The 18063-nt window shown below is 37.8% G+C and carries 17 protein-coding genes, 1 other RNA gene and 1 other annotated feature; of the genes, 16 read left to right on the top strand and 2 right to left on the bottom strand.

Translation table 11 applies throughout. The features are described from left to right. Nucleotides 1–34 precede the first annotated feature (34 nt). Nucleotides 35–1621 carry an SH3 domain-containing protein gene (locus NYE73_RS17210; RefSeq protein ID WP_048392119.1) on the bottom strand — a complete coding sequence of 529 codons (1587 nt, stop codon included), beginning with the start codon at nucleotides 1619–1621 and terminating at the stop codon, nucleotides 35–37. 164 nt (nucleotides 1622–1785) lie between these two features. Continuing rightward, nucleotides 1786–2028, top strand: a binding site (T-box leader). A gap of 231 nt (nucleotides 2029–2259) precedes the next feature. On the opposite strand from NYE73_RS17210, the gene hisS reads away from it, so the two are divergent. From hisS to NYE73_RS17135, 15 genes are all read left to right on the top strand, one after another. Continuing rightward, complete coding sequence (gene hisS, locus NYE73_RS17205) at nucleotides 2260–3528, top strand: histidine--tRNA ligase (RefSeq protein WP_016991629.1); 1269 nt, start codon at nucleotides 2260–2262, stop codon at nucleotides 3526–3528. Between the two features lie 65 nt (nucleotides 3529–3593). Then, nucleotides 3594–5363, top strand: coding sequence for an aspartate--tRNA ligase (gene aspS, locus NYE73_RS17200; protein WP_054550048.1), 1770 nt, complete (start codon nucleotides 3594–3596; stop codon nucleotides 5361–5363). A gap of 139 nt (nucleotides 5364–5502) precedes the next feature. Beyond that, nucleotides 5503–5702: non-coding RNA, 6S RNA (gene ssrS / locus NYE73_RS17195), on the top strand. A 550-nt stretch (nucleotides 5703–6252) separates the two neighbouring features. Continuing rightward, a complete protein-coding gene (locus tag NYE73_RS17190) occupies nucleotides 6253–6975 on the top strand; it encodes a GntR family transcriptional regulator (protein WP_004226770.1) in 723 nt (240 codons plus the stop codon). 4 nt (nucleotides 6976–6979) lie between these two features. Then, nucleotides 6980–7699 carry a sugar isomerase domain-containing protein gene (locus tag NYE73_RS17185; protein WP_103118484.1) on the top strand — a complete coding sequence of 240 codons (720 nt, stop codon included), beginning with the start codon at nucleotides 6980–6982 and terminating at the stop codon, nucleotides 7697–7699. Nucleotides 7700–7717: 18 nt separating this feature from the next. Next, on the top strand, nucleotides 7718–7996 hold the full coding sequence (locus NYE73_RS17180; protein WP_259948218.1) for an HPr family phosphocarrier protein: 279 nt from the start codon (nucleotides 7718–7720) through the stop codon (nucleotides 7994–7996). An 87-nt stretch (nucleotides 7997–8083) separates the two neighbouring features. Continuing rightward, complete coding sequence (locus tag NYE73_RS17175) at nucleotides 8084–9259, top strand: GNAT family N-acetyltransferase (protein ID WP_259948216.1); 1176 nt, start codon at nucleotides 8084–8086, stop codon at nucleotides 9257–9259. A gap of 225 nt (nucleotides 9260–9484) precedes the next feature. After that, on the top strand, nucleotides 9485–9796 hold the full coding sequence (locus NYE73_RS17170) for a PTS sugar transporter subunit IIB (RefSeq protein WP_103118482.1): 312 nt from the start codon (nucleotides 9485–9487) through the stop codon (nucleotides 9794–9796). Nucleotides 9797–9814: 18 nt separating this feature from the next. Next, nucleotides 9815–10135 (top strand): PTS lactose/cellobiose transporter subunit IIA, encoded by a 321-nt coding sequence (locus NYE73_RS17165; RefSeq protein WP_004226783.1) that lies wholly within the window; start codon nucleotides 9815–9817, stop codon nucleotides 10133–10135. A gap of 47 nt (nucleotides 10136–10182) precedes the next feature. After that, nucleotides 10183–11508, top strand: a complete 1326-nt coding sequence (locus tag NYE73_RS17160; protein WP_048392124.1) for a PTS sugar transporter subunit IIC — start codon at nucleotides 10183–10185, stop codon at nucleotides 11506–11508. A 24-nt stretch (nucleotides 11509–11532) separates the two neighbouring features. Further along, the gene (locus tag NYE73_RS17155; protein ID WP_259948212.1) at nucleotides 11533–12615 is read left to right on the top strand and encodes a DUF871 domain-containing protein; all 1083 of its coding nucleotides are present in this window, start codon (nucleotides 11533–11535) and stop codon (nucleotides 12613–12615) included. Nucleotides 12616–12915: 300 nt separating this feature from the next. After that, complete coding sequence (locus tag NYE73_RS17150; protein ID WP_048392126.1) at nucleotides 12916–13677, top strand: tRNA threonylcarbamoyladenosine dehydratase; 762 nt, start codon at nucleotides 12916–12918, stop codon at nucleotides 13675–13677. Nucleotides 13678–13818: 141 nt separating this feature from the next. Then, nucleotides 13819–14205: a hypothetical protein gene (locus NYE73_RS17145; protein WP_112118171.1), complete on the top strand. Its 387-nt coding sequence runs from the start codon at nucleotides 13819–13821 to the stop codon at nucleotides 14203–14205. A 209-nt stretch (nucleotides 14206–14414) separates the two neighbouring features. Next, nucleotides 14415–14933, top strand: a complete 519-nt coding sequence (locus NYE73_RS17140) for a hypothetical protein (protein ID WP_048392128.1) — start codon at nucleotides 14415–14417, stop codon at nucleotides 14931–14933. A 293-nt stretch (nucleotides 14934–15226) separates the two neighbouring features. Then, nucleotides 15227–15943, top strand: coding sequence for a hypothetical protein (locus NYE73_RS17135; protein WP_048392129.1), 717 nt, complete (start codon nucleotides 15227–15229; stop codon nucleotides 15941–15943). A gap of 81 nt (nucleotides 15944–16024) precedes the next feature. Here the strand turns inward: NYE73_RS17135 and NYE73_RS17130 are convergent, their stop codons facing one another. Then, nucleotides 16025–17311, bottom strand: coding sequence for a replication-associated recombination protein A (locus NYE73_RS17130; RefSeq protein ID WP_259948210.1), 1287 nt, complete (start codon nucleotides 17309–17311; stop codon nucleotides 16025–16027). 203 nt (nucleotides 17312–17514) lie between these two features. Here NYE73_RS17130 and cymR point away from each other — a divergent pair, with 203 nt between their 5' ends. Continuing rightward, on the top strand, nucleotides 17515–17934 hold the full coding sequence (gene cymR / locus NYE73_RS17125) for a cysteine metabolism transcriptional regulator CymR (RefSeq protein ID WP_004226809.1): 420 nt from the start codon (nucleotides 17515–17517) through the stop codon (nucleotides 17932–17934). Nucleotides 17935–18063 lie beyond the last annotated feature (129 nt).

Genomic DNA, 18063 nt, shown 5'->3' with positions numbered 1-18063 from the left:
TGTGGATGTTATCATCATCCGCAGCTTTTTTTGCTTATTCTTCTTGTTCATTAAAGTAGTTGAGAATTCCCTGATAAATACCAAGAGTCGCTTGTTCACGGAATTTAGCTGTTGTAATGACGCGCTCCTCACTGGAATTACTTAAAAAGCCTAACTCAATAAGGACGGCCTTTTGACGATTCTCTCGTAAAACTAAATAATTCCCTTGTTGTGTACCACGGTCTCTTAAATCTAGTTTACTGGAAAGACCATCATGAATTGCTTCAGCAAGCCCTTTTTGATTGCTATTCATATAATAGGATGTGAAGCCGTTAATGGAGCTATCATCTGTCGCATCATAATGAAGGCTAATAAAGGCATCTGCCTCATATTGATGGGCAATCGATACACGCTTACGCAATGCCACATATTCATCCGATTCTCTCGTCATGACAACGTTTGCGCCAGCAGCACTTAACTTGGAAGCAAGCAAAGTAGCCGTTTTTAACGTAATGCCCTTTTCCTCTGTACCTCGTTGACCAGTTGTGCCATGATCATTTCCACCGTGACCAGCATCAACAACGATTGTTAATCCAGTTAAAGTACCTTTTTTGCGAGGCTCTTCCTTTTCTTTCTGTGGACTTGTCGCTTTATTGGAACTTGTTGTGACCACCCAGTTCGCGACAAAAGCTGTTTTTTCGTCGTCTATTTGTATTTCATAAAAATCATTTTTAACGCCTACTATCGGGTAATTTACACCAGCATCTACACGTTCAACCACTTCTGCTGCTGTTGAGGCATCCGTTCGTAGGTTTGTCCCATTATAAATAATCGTAACAGACTCTAACTCTTTGGAAGTTGATGTTTTTGAGGTACTTTTTACTTTATTAGAGAATGTACCGTAAAAACTATAGACCCAACCTACTTTTTTATCATTGTACTGAATTTGTACCCAATTATGCTCATGTGCGAGGACTTTAAAGGCTTGTCCTTTTGTTGCTGTGCCGATTTTTTTAGCATTCAAATCTGGCTTCTTACGAACATTAAGGGTGTCCACTAAAATGGTGAAGGTTGTATCTTTGTTAGCGGGTGCCGTGGTTGTAGTGGTTACTTCTACAGCATCTTCTTTGGGTTCTGTTTCTTTTTTAGGGTTATCGTTGATCGTGACATAATCCTTCGACACCCATCCTGTTAGTCCATTCCAATCGATTTTTGCCCATTCTCCATTTTCTTCAACGAGGTTTGCTTGGTTACCAGTTGAAAGTTGACCAAGAACAGCTGAAGAGATATCTGGTTCTGTTCGAATATTTAAACGGTCAACTTGTGAAATGACGGTTTTGTCGATCACTTGTTTAGCATTAGTAGGTGCTGTCAGCCAAGAGGCAACCCATCCTTCGTAATTGCCTGCTTTGACTTGGTACCAATCACCTTCTCGACCGATTGAGGTTAAAGGGTCACCTTCTTCTAAAGTCGTAATAATGGGATAAGACAATCCAGGACCCTCTCGCAAATGAAGAATCGTTCCAGCGACTTTTAGATCACTGGTGTCAGCGGAAGCTCTTTGAACAAAGTTCTTATTTGGCATCGCCATCGTTACCATTAGTACGAAGATGATTATACTATGTAAAATTTTTGTCCTCATCAGATTCCTCCTATTCCTTGTGCTATTTTACCATGCTTTTATCATAAAATTCGTGGTAAAATGGTAACAGAATTAGTTATTTTCAACATAGACTGATGAAAAATACAAAAATAGTTGACATTGCTTTAGCTAGTGACTAACATAAAGGGTAATCGAAAAATGATTAATCGCTTATGACCAAGCAAGTAGCGTATACCACTATTGGAAAAGAGAGGGAAAGACTTAGGCTGCAATCTTTCCTACAAAAATGTATCACGTGAATAACACTTGAGAGGCTTTTTTCTGAAAAGCAGTGCCTAGTAGGAAAAAACGGAATCGGCCGTTATCCGATTAAGAGGAGGACACATGTAATCATTTGTGTCAACTAGGGTGGAACCGCGGAAGCTTATACAGCTCTCGTCCCTTGCTATTGCAAGGGACGAGGGCTTTTTTGTTGTTCAAAAAGTAATGAGTTTTTTAAGAGGGATTGTTGTTTTTGCTCAGAAAAGAGGGGAAGGCGCTCTAATTAGTATGAAAAGCGCTCATCAAGGCTGTAACCCGCTCCAACCGGACAAAAATTTGCTCAACCAAAGCATGCATTCGCTCAAAGTGGGACTACAGCTGCTCTATCATAAGCAATCAATATAGGAGGGAATTACATGAGTTTTAAAGTGCCACGAGGGACACAAGATATTTTGCCAGGTCAATCTGAAAAATGGCAAAAAGTTGAAGCGATTATTCGTGATATTTGTCGTGTTTATCGCTATAACGAAATTCGCACACCAATTTTCGAGCAAACGGATCTATTTGCACGTGGTGTTGGGGAAACAACTGATGTTGTACAAAAGGAAATGTATACATTTGAAGATCGTGGAGGGCGTTCATTAACACTACGTCCAGAAAATACGGCTGGTGTCGTACGTGCCTATGTGGAGCATAAAATGTTTGGTGCTCCTGATCAGCCAGTTAAGCTTTCTTATTTAGGACCAATGTTCCGCTATGAGCGCCAACAGGCTGGTCGTTATCGTCAATTTGTACAGTTTGGGGTAGAAGCAATTGGTTCAGCAGATCCTGCGATTGATGCAGAAGTCATTGCTCTTGCTATGGACGTCTACGAATCAGCGGGTTTAAAGGATTTAAAATTAGTGATTAATTCTCTTGGCGATAAAGAAACACGTGATACACATCGTACTGCTTTATTACAGCATTTTGAGCCACATATTCATGAATTTTGCTCAGACTGTCAAAATCGTTTACAAAAGAATCCATTGCGAATTTTAGATTGTAAGGTAGATCGTGAGCATCCATTAATGCAAACGGCTCCAGCGTTAACTGATTTCTTAACAGAAGAGTCAGCTGCTTATTTCGATCAAGTGAAATCGTACTTAGATACATTGGGTATTTCATATGAGGTCGATCCAAATCTTGTACGAGGACTTGATTATTATAATCACACAACCTTTGAAATTATGTCCACAGCATCAGGCTTTGGTGCTATTACAACATTATGTGGTGGTGGACGCTACAATGGATTAGTGCAAGAAATTGGCGGTCCAGATGTACCAGGTATAGGTTTTGCATTAAGTATTGAGCGTTTGTTGCTGGCACTTGAAGCGGAGGGTGTTGAATTAGACACAGCTTCAGGGCTAGATGTTTACATTATTGCAATGGGCGATGAAGCGAAGCAAAAGGCTGTTGAGCTGACAAGCACTTTCCGAGCGAAGGGACTTGCGACAGAGATGGATTATTTAGACCGTAAAATGAAAGCTCAAATGAAATCAGCGGATCGACTAGGTGCAAAATATACGCTTGTTCTTGGCGAAACAGAACTTGAAGAGCAAGCAGCGGCTGTAAAACATATGGAATCTGGGGAGCAGCACAAAGTGGCGTTCTCAGAGCTAGTGAACTATTTAACACAAAAAGCTTAAAAATAGACAGAGGGCATTTCTAGGAAATGCTACATAAATTGAAGATATTTTGGAGGAATTTAACAATGGCTACAAGAACACATGCTAGTAACGAGCTGTCAGAAGCGTTACAAGGCGAAAAAGTCGTATTAAAAGGTTGGGTACAGCGTCGTCGTGACCTTGGTGGTTTAATTTTTATTGATTTGCGTGACCGTACAGGTATTACGCAAGTTGTGTTTAGTCCAGATGTTGCAGAAGCACACGCATTAGCGGATAAAGTGCGTAGTGAATATGTGATCGAAGTGGAAGGCACAGTCATCCTTCGTACAGAGGATCAAATCAACCCGAATGTACCAAACGGTAAAATTGAAGTGGAAGCAACAAAATTAGTCGTAATTAATACGGCAAAAACAACGCCATTCCAAATCGAAGATCGTACAGATGTATCAGAAGATTTACGTTTAAAATATCGTTATCTAGACTTACGTCGTCCCGTAATGTTCGATACTTTCAAAATGCGTTCTGATGTGACACGTACAATTCGTAACTTCCTACAAAATGAAGGATTCTTAGAAGTTGAAACACCAATTTTAACAAAATCAACGCCAGAGGGTGCTCGAGACTATTTAGTTCCTTCACGTGTACATGAAGGTGAATTTTATGCCTTACCACAATCACCTCAATTATTTAAGCAATTATTAATGGTTGCTGGTTTTGAAAAGTACTTCCAAATTGCGCGTTGCTTCCGTGACGAAGATTTACGTGCTGACCGTCAACCAGAGTTTACACAGGTGGACATTGAAACGAGCTTCTTAACACAAGAAGAAGTATTAGAAATGAACGAGCGATTAATTCAAGCGGTTATGAAAGAAGTAAAAGGAATCGACATTCCTGCACCATTCCAGCGCATGAAATACCAAGAAGCAATGGATCGTTATGGTTCAGATAAGCCAGATGTACGTTTTGGATTAGAGCTTGTGGCGTTAAATGATATTTTTGAAGGCTGTAATTTCAAAGTATTTGCTGATACGGTTGCACAAGGAAAACAAGTGAAAAGTATCAATATTAAAGGTGCAGCTGACAAATATTCTCGTAAAGACATGGACGAGTTAACAAAATTCGTTGGGATTTACGGAGCAAAAGGTCTTGCCTGGTTAAAGGTAACAGAAGAAGGCTTAAACGGACCAATTGCGAAATTCTTTGACGAGGCATTAGCAGCAGCTTTAATCGAGCGTATGGGAGCAGAAGTTGGCGATATTCTAGTATTTGTAGCAGATAAAGCCGATGTTGTAGCAGCTTCATTAGGTGCTCTTCGTACAAAATTAGGACAAGATTTAAATCTGATCGATGAATCACAATTTGCTTTCCTTTGGATTACTGATTGGCCATTATTCGAATACTCTGAGGAAGATGGACGCTACTATGCAGCACACCATCCATTCACACGCCCGTTTGATGAAGATATAGCTTTAATGGACACAGACCCTGCAGCAGTACGTGCACAAGCATATGATATCGTTTTAAACGGCTATGAACTTGGTGGTGGTTCATTACGTATTTACGAACGTGACCTACAAGAGAAAATGTTTGAATTACTTGGCTTCTCAGAAGAAGAAGCACAAGCACAATTTGGCTTCCTATTAGAAGCGTTTGAATACGGCGTACCACCACATGCAGGTCTTGCCTTTGGTCTTGATCGCTTCGTTATGCTATTAGCAGGTCGTACTAATTTACGCGATACAATCGCATTCCCTAAAACAGCTAGTGCAAGCTGCTTGATGACAGAAGCACCAAGCGAAGTATCTCCTGAGCAACTAAGTGAACTAAGCCTGGCTATCAAACCATTTAGAAAATAATGTATAATTCAAAATACCTGGATTACCTAGCAAATACTGTTGGGAATCTAGGTATTTTTTGCGTTTTCGTAAGAAATTATAGATTTTTAGAGAAAATCGTTTGAATTATCAGAAAAGTGGTGTTATGATAACTGTAATACGAATCCTGATGTGTTTGTCTAACTGCTAACTCTACTTCACAGTTTTGACCGAACATTATAGAATCGGGAGCCTTCATTTTGTAGTCGCAAACATGCCCCTAACAAAGCGGGACGTTTAAAGTTGCAAAGCGGGCACCCACCTGCAAATTGCGGGTTCAAAACGAATGTTTCTTGGCATTACGGCACAATTGGGATTCGTCCTATACATAGGATTGAGAGGAGCTTATTAATAGCTCCTTTTTTTACATAAAATTAAACAAGAACTAGTAGAGTGTTTTAAGTGAATGTTTAGAAAATATGAAAAATTACTTTTTATTTCTGATGAAGCAGCATATAATTGGTATAGACAACTATACCTTTTGAGAAGCTATATCCGCTAAAGGAAAAGATACATTATATCTTTAGGCAGATATTACGAGGAAAAACACTTTATTTAAATGATTTTGAAAGCGTTTTAATTGTGATTGATACAAAACACATGAGGGAAAAGCCTATTGAAAGAAGGCAAATTGGATCAAAATTACGAGACGATGATTAGTCAGTTGAGAATATAATGGTACAATGATTGAGCTCAGATGCTACAATGATAGTGAGAAAGTTACCACATCAAGCGACGAGTAAATATGTCCTTTTCACACTGTTATCGTGGATATCATTTAGCTTTGTTTAATCATGCGAAATACAAAAACCGATCTAACGAGGTAAAGTTGTATGGAGAAATCATAAAGGCGATAAGGAAGGTGCAAGAATTGTTAGAGAAAAATTCTCATATACCTATTTATATACAAATAGAAGAGATTATTAAACAACGAATTTATTTAGAAGAATACAGAATTGGTGAGACTATCCCATCAGAACGAGAGCTTTCTGCACAATTTGATGTAAGTAGAATGACTGTTCGTCAATCCATTACCAATCTAGTAAATAGTGGTCTATTATATCGAGAAAAAGGGAGAGGAACGTATGTTGCAAATCCAAAATTAGAGCAACCGTTAAAAGGCTTAACGAGTTTCACGGAAGATATGCGGGCAAGAGGAATGGAACCAAGCAGTAAGGTATTACGATTTGAGAAAATCATACCACCAGTGGATATTGCAAGAGATTTGATGATAGAGTCTGGCGAAGAAGTATTTTTTGTAGTGCGCATAAGAAATGCAGATGCGCAACCAATGGCAATCGAAAGAACATATATCCCAGTTAAAATTTATCCGGAGTTGGATGAGAAGCAAATAATGGGCTCGCTTTATGCCTTAATCGAAGCAAAGTTCCATCAAAAAATTGGGAATGCGGTACAACAGATGGAGGCAGCCATCGTATCGAAAGAGGATAGTAAGTTTCTACAAATTAATCAAACAGCACCAGTTTTAATTATCAAACGTACAAGTTATTTATCAGATGGTAAGCCCTTTGAGCTTGTGCGCAGTACGTATCGAGCTGATCGTTATAAATTCATAAGTGAAATTAAAAGGTGATTTTATGCATGCATATTTTTCTGAAATCGAAAAGCTTATCCAGGTTGTGAAGGAAAAGGAGGCATCACATATAAGTGATGTGGCTCAAATCATTGTCCAACGTCTCCAAAAAGGTGGGATAATTCAATTATTTGGTTGTGGTCATTCACAGCTATTGGCACAGGAGGCATTTTATCGAGCAGGTGGTTTAGTACCCGTCCGTCCTATATTTATTGAACCATTAGCTTTACATGCTGGAGCATTAGCTTCTTCAATCAATGAGAAAGATTCAACTATTATTGAACAGCATAAGGAACAGTTTGACTTTCGTGAAAATGATGTTTGCATCGTCATTTCAACCTCAGGGAGAAATGCAGCACCTATTGACGCCGCTTTATTAGCAAAGGATTCAGGGATATTTGTGCTATCCCTCCAATCGCTCCACTATAAGGAACAGACTACACGTCATCACAGTGGGCTGCGGCTAGAAGATGTGGTAGATTTTGTAATTAATACCCATATACCGATTGGTGATGGTGTACTAACTATACATGACATACAGTATGCGCCAGCATCTACTGTTATTGGTTCATTACTATTAAATGCTTTGTTCAGTGAAATCATAGAAACACTAGCAAAGTCCTCAATAGAGTTACCGATTTTTGTCAGCAATAATGTTGATTCGGATTGGTCACATAATGAGAAAATGATTGCCAAATATCAACATCGGATTAATTTCACGTGAAAGAGTGGAGGTATGTAAATGAAGAAAATGTATAAAATTACATCTACTGAAGGTATCCATGCCAGACCGGCTGCATTACTCGTAACTGCAGTGACACCATTTCAAAGTGATATTAAATTAACATACGAAGAAAAATCCGTTAATTTAAAGTCTATTATGGGCGTGATGTCATTAGGTGTTAAACCAGGAAGTGTAGTGGAAATTTCAGCGGATGGACCAGATGTAGCAACATTATTTCAAACTATTACTGAAGTCATGTCGTCTAAAGCAATAGGAGAAGAATGGCAAGAGGGATAAAAGATTCTTGCAGTGGTTATGATTATGCCACTGTAAAAGAATCTTATGACTAATTATCTGAATATTAGGAATTTTAGGGGTGGTTAAATGGACATTCACATCATCTCGCCTAATGATTATGGGCAGATTCATCGATTGAGAGACTATTGCTTTCCAAATAAGTACTCAGGGGCTCGTCGAGAGGATTTTCATTATTGGATTGAGCAAAGCACGACCTTAGGTGCTTATGATGACAAAAAAATTGTTGGGCAGCTATTAATATTACCGCTAAATATTACAGTGCATGGAGTTTCATTTAAAATGGGAGGCATCGGCTTTGTTGCAACGTATCCTGAGTATCGACAACAGGGTATTATCAAAAGGCTTATGACAGAAGCGCTGCAAAAAATGAGAGACAATGGACAAACGATTTCAGTATTAGCGCCATTTTCTGTGTCCTTCTATCGTTATTTTGGTTGGGAATTATTTTTTGAGAAGCTCCATTATACAATCCCTCAAACTATGTTTCCCTCTTTAGGGAAACAAGTAGACGTCATGAAAAGGATGAGCTTTGAGTGGTTAGATCCTGCGCTCTTTCAGATGATTAAGGATTTTCATAATGCACAGGCAATCATTCGAAATGGTGGCATGGTAAGGGATGAAGGATGGTGGAAAAGACTTGAAAGAAGGAGTCCAGATAGTCACTTTGCTGCCTATTTTCAAGGCAGTAACATAGAAGGCTATATTCGTTATACGATTCGAGATGGGGCATTTACTATCCAAGACTTTGTTGTAGCAAATCTCTTAGCTGAACAAGCTATGTGGCGTTATATGACATCTCATGCAGCAAGTGTCAGTAGCATAACGGGAGTTACTAGTAATCATTATCCTTTTGGCTTTTATTTCAAGGAGCCACAATTCAAAAGGGAAGTCATACAGGATGTGATGATTAGAGTAGTAGATGTTTATGCATTTATGCAGCAGTATCCGTGGAAGGATATTCAAGAAACATTAACGATTCGTATTGAAGATCCATTTTGTCTCTGGAATGAGCATATTTATCAAATAAATAAAAATGGTCAGGTCGCAATAATTGAGACAAGTTCAGTTTCTGATAAGCATATGTTAACACTACCAATTAATCTTTTTTCTGCGATGATGGCAGGTTATCTTTCTGTCAAAGAAACAGTTGTCTATGCTAATCAACCTACGGTAGAGAAGGTGATCGAACAGTGGGAATGGGCAATCCCTACTGAAAAGCCAGCATTTTATGAGTATTTCTAGGTATTGAATAATAAGAAAATTTAAAAATTTTTGGCTTTTTTTCTGGACTATACCAGTTGATTATAATCATTAATTTCACGACAAAATTGATATAGCCCAATTTTGTAAATAACTTGATATAAATAAATTTAATGTAAAATTTATATTGTGGTATATACCAATAGGTGCTATTCTCAAAATAAGTAAGCGATTACACAATCGAAGAAAATAAAAGGAGTGTATCGAATGAAAAACATCATGTTAGTGTGTGTAGCAGGTATGAGTACTAGTTTATTAGTGTCGAAGATGCAAAAAGCGGCGCAAGAGCAAAATATTGAAGCCGATATTTACGCCATTGCTGAAGGAGAGGTGGAAAAGATCTTAGCGACAAAGAAGGCTGATGTTCTTTTATTAGGCCCACAGGTTCGTTATTTGAAAGGTTCATTTGAAACAAAATATAAGGATAAAGGCTTTCCAATCGATGTGATCAATATGGCGGATTACGGCATGATGAACGGTGAAAATGTCCTGAAACAGGCTCTACAACTAATTGGATAAAAGAAGGGGCAATGGGGAATGGAAGATACAGCATTAATGGCATCCATTATGGGACTGATTGTGCATAGTGGAAATACGAAAAGTGAGTGTATGGAAGCTATTCAGCTAGCAAAAAAGGGGCAAATTGAGGCAGCAAAAGAAAAAATCAAATTAGCGAATGAGTCATTAATTGAAGCGCATCATGCTCAAACGGGGTTACTGTCTCAAGAAGCAAGGGGAGAAAAGGTAGAGGTTTCGATGTTATTAATTCATGCCCAGGATCATTTAATGAATGCTATTACTTTTCGAGATTTAGCACAGGAAATGATTGAGCTATATGAACGAATTCAAGGGGAGTAACATCAAATTTTGATGTTATCAATAAAAAGCAAAGGGAGTGTATGTGAGTGTTCCGTTTTTTAGAAGAAAAGTTTGTACCGGTTGCTGCTAGGGTTGGGAATCAGCGTCATTTAGTTGCCATTCGTGACGGATTTATTACGATTATGCCTTTAACGATTGTGGGATCTTTGGCTGTACTTATTAACAATTTGCCTATTAAATTTTATCAAAATACACTCGATGCCATTTGGAAACACGAGACATGGACTCAATTTGGCGGTAATATTTGGAGTGCTACATTTAATATCATTTCACTGCTACTTGCCTTTACTGTTGCTTATCATCTTGCTAAAAGTTATCAAAAAGATGGTCTGTCTGCTGGAGTAATTAGTCTATCAAGCTACATGACGTTTGGGACTTTCGGGGAAGGCGGATTAACCGGCTTAACAACAGGCACGGGTGGTATATTTATTGCTCTGATTGTGGCACTACTTTCTACAGAATTGTTTTGTAGATTGTCTGGCAATCCTAAACTACTAATTAAAATGCCAACTGGTGTACCACCAGCTGTTTCCAAATCATTTGCTGCGTTACTTCCTGCCATTATTACGATTGGAATATTTGCTTTAGTACGTACAATTATTTCAGCAGGTTTTGATATACCAGATATTGTCGGGTCCTTCTACTCTGCGATTCAAGAGCCATTTATGGGTCTAACAAATACATGGCTTGCTGCTTTAATTTTGGCATTTATACCTACATTTTTATGGACACTTGGCGTACATGGAGCAAATATCATCGAACCATTCATGCAAACGATTAATTTACCAGCTATTAATGAAAATGTTGCAGCAATCTCTGCTGGTAAAGTTGCGCCTTACATTGTCAATAAACCATTCTTTGATGCTTTTATTAATATGGGAGGCTCTGGTACAACAATAGCACTTATTATTGCGATTTTCATATTTGCGAGAAAGAATAAGCAATATAATACAGTTGGGAAATTATCCGCAGCACCTGGGATTTTCAATATCAATGAGCCATTACTTTTTGGGTTACCAATTGTATTAAATCCGGTTTTATTTGTTCCGTTCATTTTGACACCAATGATAAACGTAACAATTGCATTCTTTGCAACGAAATGGGGCTGGGTGCCAGCCGCTACCGTTTCACCGCCTTGGACAACACCGCCGATTATTAATGGTTTTTTAGCAACTCAATCTTGGCGTGGTGCTGTTTTGAGTATGGTCTTAATTATCATCGCTGTTTGTATTTATCTGCCATTTATCTCGATGGCGAACCGTATGGCAAGGCAGAATGAGCAAAAAGCTGCTTTAGCGGCACAGAGTGAGGAATCTGTAGTGGAATCCAGAGGACAAAAAGTGGAAGTATAAGCATCAATTAACGGAGGGTTTGAAGTGAAAAGATTAGGAATCTCGCTATATCCGCAGCATAGTACGCTAGAGGAGATGAAGCGCTATGTTCAGCTGGCTCATGATAATGGCTTTGATCGTATATTCACATGCCTAATGTCCTTAAAACAGGATGAGGAGCGTCAAAAATTACAACAAATCAACGAATTTGCGCAACGCCTCGGCTTTGACATATCCGCTGATATTGCACCAGGTGTTTTTGATGATTTAGGCTTAACTTATAGGGATATTGGCTATTTAAAAGAACATTATTATTTGGCAGCCTTACGTTTAGATATGGGATTTTCAGGTCAAGAAGAAGCGTTGATGTCACTTGATGGAAGTCATCTAAAAATAGAATTAAACATTAGTAATGGTACGAAGTATGTAGATAATATTATCTCTTATCAGCCCAATAAAGAGAACATTATCGGCTGTCATAATTTTTATCCAAAACGATTTTCGGGGCTATCTCGTCAGCATTTTTTACAAACGTCACAACACTTTAAAGCGCACAATGTGAGAACAGCAGCAATGATCTCCTCACAACATGGTCAATATGGACCTTGGGAGCAAACAGAGCACGGGTTACCTACATTAGAGGAACACCGTTATCTCCCAATCACTGTACAGGCGAAAGATTTATGGCATACAGGGTTAATTGACGATTGTATTATTGGCAATATGTTTGCTTCTGAGGAAGAACTACGTGCATTAGGACAATTAAATCGTAATAAGCTTGAGTTAAGGGTTGTCCAGTCTGAAGACACAAGCATTTTAGAGGAGACGATTCTTTATAAAGGGCCTCATTTTAATCGGGGTGATGTGTCTGAATACGTGATTCGGAGCACCCAATCCCGTGTGAAATATAAAAATGGAGATTTTCCTGTGCATGATATACGGCCATTAAAAAGAGGAGATGTCACGATTGATAATAATTTAGATGTTCGTTATAAGGGAGAGCTACAGATTGTGCTAAAGGACATTCCGAATACAGGATCGAGTAATGTCGTAGCTAGCATTGTAGAGGAAGAACTATTTTTATTAACATACATTCAACCATGGGCATCATTTGGGTTTACAAAGTAAAGAAGAGTGAGAAAGAGATTGAGTCATCAATCTCTTTTTCTTTATGTGGTTGAGCATAATGTTATATAAGATTTACCTGATTAATCAACTAATTTTAATGTACTATTTTACCATATATAGCAGAATTGGATGAAATGTTTTTATGGATTATTATTTCAAAGGATTTAAGTAGATAATTTTGACTTTTTCTTTATATTTTTATCTTGAACAATAACATGATAAAATGTAAGATAGGTTTTGATTTTATCTTAGTATATAACTAGGTTTACTAATAAAATTTCATAGATGGAGAGTGTCAGGATGTTACATCAATTTTCACGTAACGAGCTCGCAATAGGAACAGAGGGTCTCGAGAAATTAAAAAATACAACGGTTGCCATTCTTGGTGTGGGTGGTGTCGGTTCATTCGCGGCTGAGGCATGTGCACGAAGCGGAATCGGCCGTATTATTCTAGTCGATAAGGACAATGTAGATATCACAAATGTCAACAGACAACTTGTTGCATACTTATCAACAGTTGGTCAATCAAAATCAGCTGTCATGAAAGAGCGTATTGCAGATATTAACCCAGCATGTGAAGTGATTGACATGCACATGTTTTATACGGAAGAAACCTATGAAGAATTTTTTGCACAAGGCATTGATTATGTAATCGATGCAAGTGATACAGTGATGTATAAAATTCATATAATGAAGGAATGTTTAAAGCGTAATATTCCTATTATTTCAAGCATGGGTGCAGCAAATAAGATGGACCCTACTCGCTTCCAAATTGCAGATATTTCAAAAACACATACAGACCCATTGGCTAAAATCATTCGTACTAAGCTACGTAAAGAAGGTATTCATAAGGGTGTTACGGTTGTATTTTCAGATGAAAGTCCAATTGTCGTACGTCCAGATGTTGTCGAACATGTAGGTAAGCCTGATGCAGCAATTCGAAAAGCAAAGATGCCACCTTCATCTAACGCTTTTGTACCGTCAGTAGCAGGTTTAATTGCAGCAAGCTGGGTAGTCAATACCATCCTAAAAGATGTGAAAATTACGCGCGTACAAGGTTAATACCAAATACGTTGCTTTGGTAATAGTCAAAAAATAGCATAAATGTTCATTTTCGTAGAAGTAGCTGCCTTAATTGTATTTAGAGGTAGCTACTTTTTCTATGTTACAATTAGACCGTTGTAAAAAAGGAGGCCTATACAAATGGAAAAAATTTATCAAATGGAGTATAGAGGTTTAAATCTTTTCGACGAGATTAGCACAGTAGAGTTAGCTATAGATGAAGAAAACCAAACTATACATATTTTTGATGTTGGACAGGTTGTCAGCCCCATTTTTAATTTTGATGTATCAGCCTACGAATTGTCAGATGGTTTTTATAAAATGGCTGATGTTCTGCGACACAAAAAAATCTTAACGAATCAACAATCAGGTAGTGATTTAACATTAAGTGAATGGTTAATTATGAACAATGCTTATTTTTATATACCTCAAAAGCGCATTAAAAAATATGTGCATGGAAGTATTATTGAAATTATCGATCGAGCAAACGAACCATGCTTATTTGATGATTATGTACAAAGGGTATAATTTTACCAAAATAGTTCCTCTTATGTACATAAAATGCTATTAATTCACGAAATTGTCTTATTTTTTTCATGTCCACACTACTTCATATGGTTTATTGCTATAATTTGAATCATCCATTAGATAATCGATCAGTTTGTTTGGGATGCTTGGTGCTACTCAGTGAATAGCCAGAAAGCTAAACAGCAAATGACATATGGGAGAGTGGGAAAATGGAAATTCAAGTAATTCGTGATCATTTAGATATTGTTAAACTTCAAGAGAAAATGAATGCCATTGTATTTGACTATTTGGATACATCCAACAACTATCCGAAAGCCATGAGAGAATTGAATCCTTTATATATACAAGTCACTACCTATTATAAGGAATATGTTAATCAGCGGGCAGGGGAATTACCGAAAGCAAATACGTATTGGCATTTATTTATCGATTGTTGTGCAAAATTATGCTACTTTTTAGCAGCATCGACTTATTATTCTTCGAATGCTTTGCAAAAAACGCCTGAAAAAGTAGAGCATTTATTAAAGATAGCAGCCTATTCCTTACCGAGTATTGAGCAGGAAGAGAATGAGCAATTATTAGAAGATATCATGGCTCTTTTAACTGAAGTGCTAGAGGATGAAGAAAAAGCAACAAACATACGCAACGAAGTACTGTCACAAAAAGGTGAAGTGAAGCAATGTCTTCAACAATTTAAATTATTTGTGGAACAAGAACTTCCTGCATAAACCTTAGACAATAATAGACTATCTATTTTCTGAAAATAGCCTATACGTCAAGAATCTACGTAACTTATTGGGATTTAAATCAGTTTTTTCTACAATGTTCGATGTGGAAAGAGAGTGATTTACTTGCCTCTTTTAGTAGCGTGGGTTCTTTTTTATTATGACGAAAGTAAAAAGGCATATTTTCTTGAAAGGTATTTATGTTTTTTTGTCGAATTATAGTTAGAAAATTGGTAATATATGTGCTCACGCTGTAAGAACTTAGCTGAAAGAACTTATTGGAAGGGGGCTAAGCAATGATTGTAAATGGAATAGAAATAGATTTGGCGAATTTGGAAAAGCCGCTTTTATTAGTTAGTGAGGAAGATGAACTTTTATTTCTACAGCTTATCCAACCGACAATTGAACAGGAGCTTATTCAATGTCAATTAGCGCTCTCAACAAGGAAATCTATTTCATTGGTCAAAGATATTTGGTTGGCTATGTATAGAGATCGAGAAAAGCTGTACATCAATAGCGGTCATGCCATGCTTTATCCAATACGTTTAATTCTTTTTGAACTAGTCACACAAGCAGAATATTTCCAACGCTTAGCAAAAAAATCACGTGGCGATGAATGTCTTTCCCTTATCTATGCAGTTATTCTTTTGCAATTTGTCTTGCAATGGTTAAAAGATCGATTTAGTGGAAATAAAGAGGTATATGGTGCATTAAAACGGTTATACAGAGTGTCGGATGATGAATTAAGTAATGAGCCCTCCTGTGAAACAAGAGAACAAAAAATTGCACAAGCAATTGCTGTAAAAGCAATTCGCTTTGAGGTGAGAGAAAACAATCAAGAGTTCGCCAGCTTGCTGTATCAGTCGTATAATTTGATTGTTTTTTTGCATAGTAAGGAAAAAGAAGGAGATGTGGAAGAGTCCATTTTGCCATCACTTCGACATTTGGCAGAACCATTAAATTTGTTTTACCAAGAACGATATACAACAAATAACCCGAGCTTTACAGGATGATTGCTAGAGTAGCCTATCCTGTTGTTATATAAAAAGCAAAGTCATTTCAATTACTTAAGATAGTGACTTTGCTTTGTTTTATTATTTCTTATCTTGAAATGATTTTAGTTTGTCGTAGATGCCAGCCATGCGCTTTTCCTCACCAGCAATAACAGGTTTGTAGAATTCAGTTCCTACAAGTTCGTCTGGCAAATATTGCTGGTCTACCCAACCACCAAAAGTACCGATCGGTGTGTTATGAGGATATTGATAGCCAACGTGTCCTAAATCTTTTGCACCCTCGTAATGAGCATCTCGCAAATGATGAGGTATATCACCTGTTTTGCCTTCATGAATAGCCTTAATGGCAGCATCAATAGCCGTAATGGCTGAGTTGGATTTTGAGGCAAGGCACATTTCAATGACAGCACTGGCAAGTGGGATACGTGCCTCTGGTAATCCTAGTCGTTCAGCTGCTTGAATAGCAGCTAATATATGAGGTCCGACTTCGGGATTAGCTAGACCAATATCCTCATAGGCCATAACAAGTAGGCGTCTGCTGACAGCCACTAAATCGCCTGTTTCCAATAAATGCGCTAGATAATACAGAGCAGCATTGGTATCACTGCCACGCACAGACTTTTGCAGGGCTGATAGTAAATTATAAAAATGTGATCCTTTTTTATCGCCATACACACCAATTCGACTAATGAGATGTTCAATGACATGGTCGGCAGCAACCGTTTGTCCATCCACCTCATCACTGGCATAGTAAATGGATTCTAGCAAAGTTAACGCCTTTCGTGCATCTCCGTTTGCTGCGGCTGCAATTTGTTCAATTTGTGATGGTGTTAAGGCAAAATGATATTTACCTAGTCCGCGTCTTTCATCAGCAAGTGCTTTTTCAACTAGTTCGATTAAATTTTCCTTCGTTAAGCGTTTTAGCTGGTAAATTTCGCCACAGCGTGAACGAATCGCTGGATTAACATCATGATAGGGATTTTCTGTCGTGGCACCAATTAATACAATTGATCCATTTTCTACATGTGGTAACAGTGTATCTTGCTGTAATTTATTGAAACGGTGAATTTCATCTAGGAAAAGTATTACTTTCCCTGAAATTCTTGCTTCTTGTACAATATCTTCCACATCTTTTTTGCCAGCTCGTGTGGCATTAAGTGCGAAGAAAGGGAGTTTGGAACTTCCTGCAATGGCATTGGCAATGGATGTTTTACCGATACCAGGTTCTCCATATAGCAACATGGAAGGGACATGTTCATTTTGAATCATTTTATAAAGGGCTGTGTTGGGACCAATGAAATCCTGATGACCAACAATCTCATCAAGGGTTAAAGGTCGCATTCGAAAAGCGAGTGGTTCATTGTGCAAAATAACTTCCCCTTTCTGTCGTTGTCATTTTTTGCTTCATACATTTTTTTACGCTAAAATAAAGCACTCATATGGATTTTGAACGATTATGAATCGCTTTAATTAGTATATCATATCCTTCTAGGTGTATTTCCGAGTTCATCAAGAGGAGATTATGATATACTGTTGGTAGTATTTTGACTAGACTAATTGAGGGTGATAAAATGAAAATTTCAACAAAGGGCCGTTATGGGCTTACAATTATGATTGAATTAGCAAAGCATTATGGGGAAGGGCCAATTCCCTTGCGTAAAATTGCGGCGGAAAAGGAACTTTCAGAGGCATATTTAGAGCAATTAGTATCTCCGCTTCGTAATTCAGGCTTAGTAAAAAGTGTACGTGGTGCTTATGGTGGTTATATGCTAGCAAATCCACCTAGCGAAATTTCAGCAGCCCATGTTATTAGTGTGCTAGAAGGGCCGATTCAACCAGTAGAGGGTATTGAAAATGAAGAAGCCCCGCAACGTGAGTTATGGCTACGTATTCGTGATGCAGTAAAAAACGTGTTAGATACAACGACAATTGAAGATTTAGCACAATATACAGAAGAAAATGTAGTGGAAGGCTACATGTTCTATATTTAAAATAGTTTAAGCTAAAGCGCTACTCCTGCATTCACTTCATCTTTTTGGGAGATTGTGAACTATTCACATCTCAATGGCTATTTTTACGATGAGTGATGTGGGTTTTGTGCTTTTATCTCGATTCAGCAA

Origin of the sequence: Lysinibacillus sp. FSL K6-0102 (assembly GCF_038003545.1) — a bacterium.
GTDB lineage: Bacteria > Bacillota > Bacilli > Bacillales_A > Planococcaceae > Lysinibacillus > Lysinibacillus capsici.
This window is presented reverse-complemented; position numbering and strand designations above follow the sequence as displayed.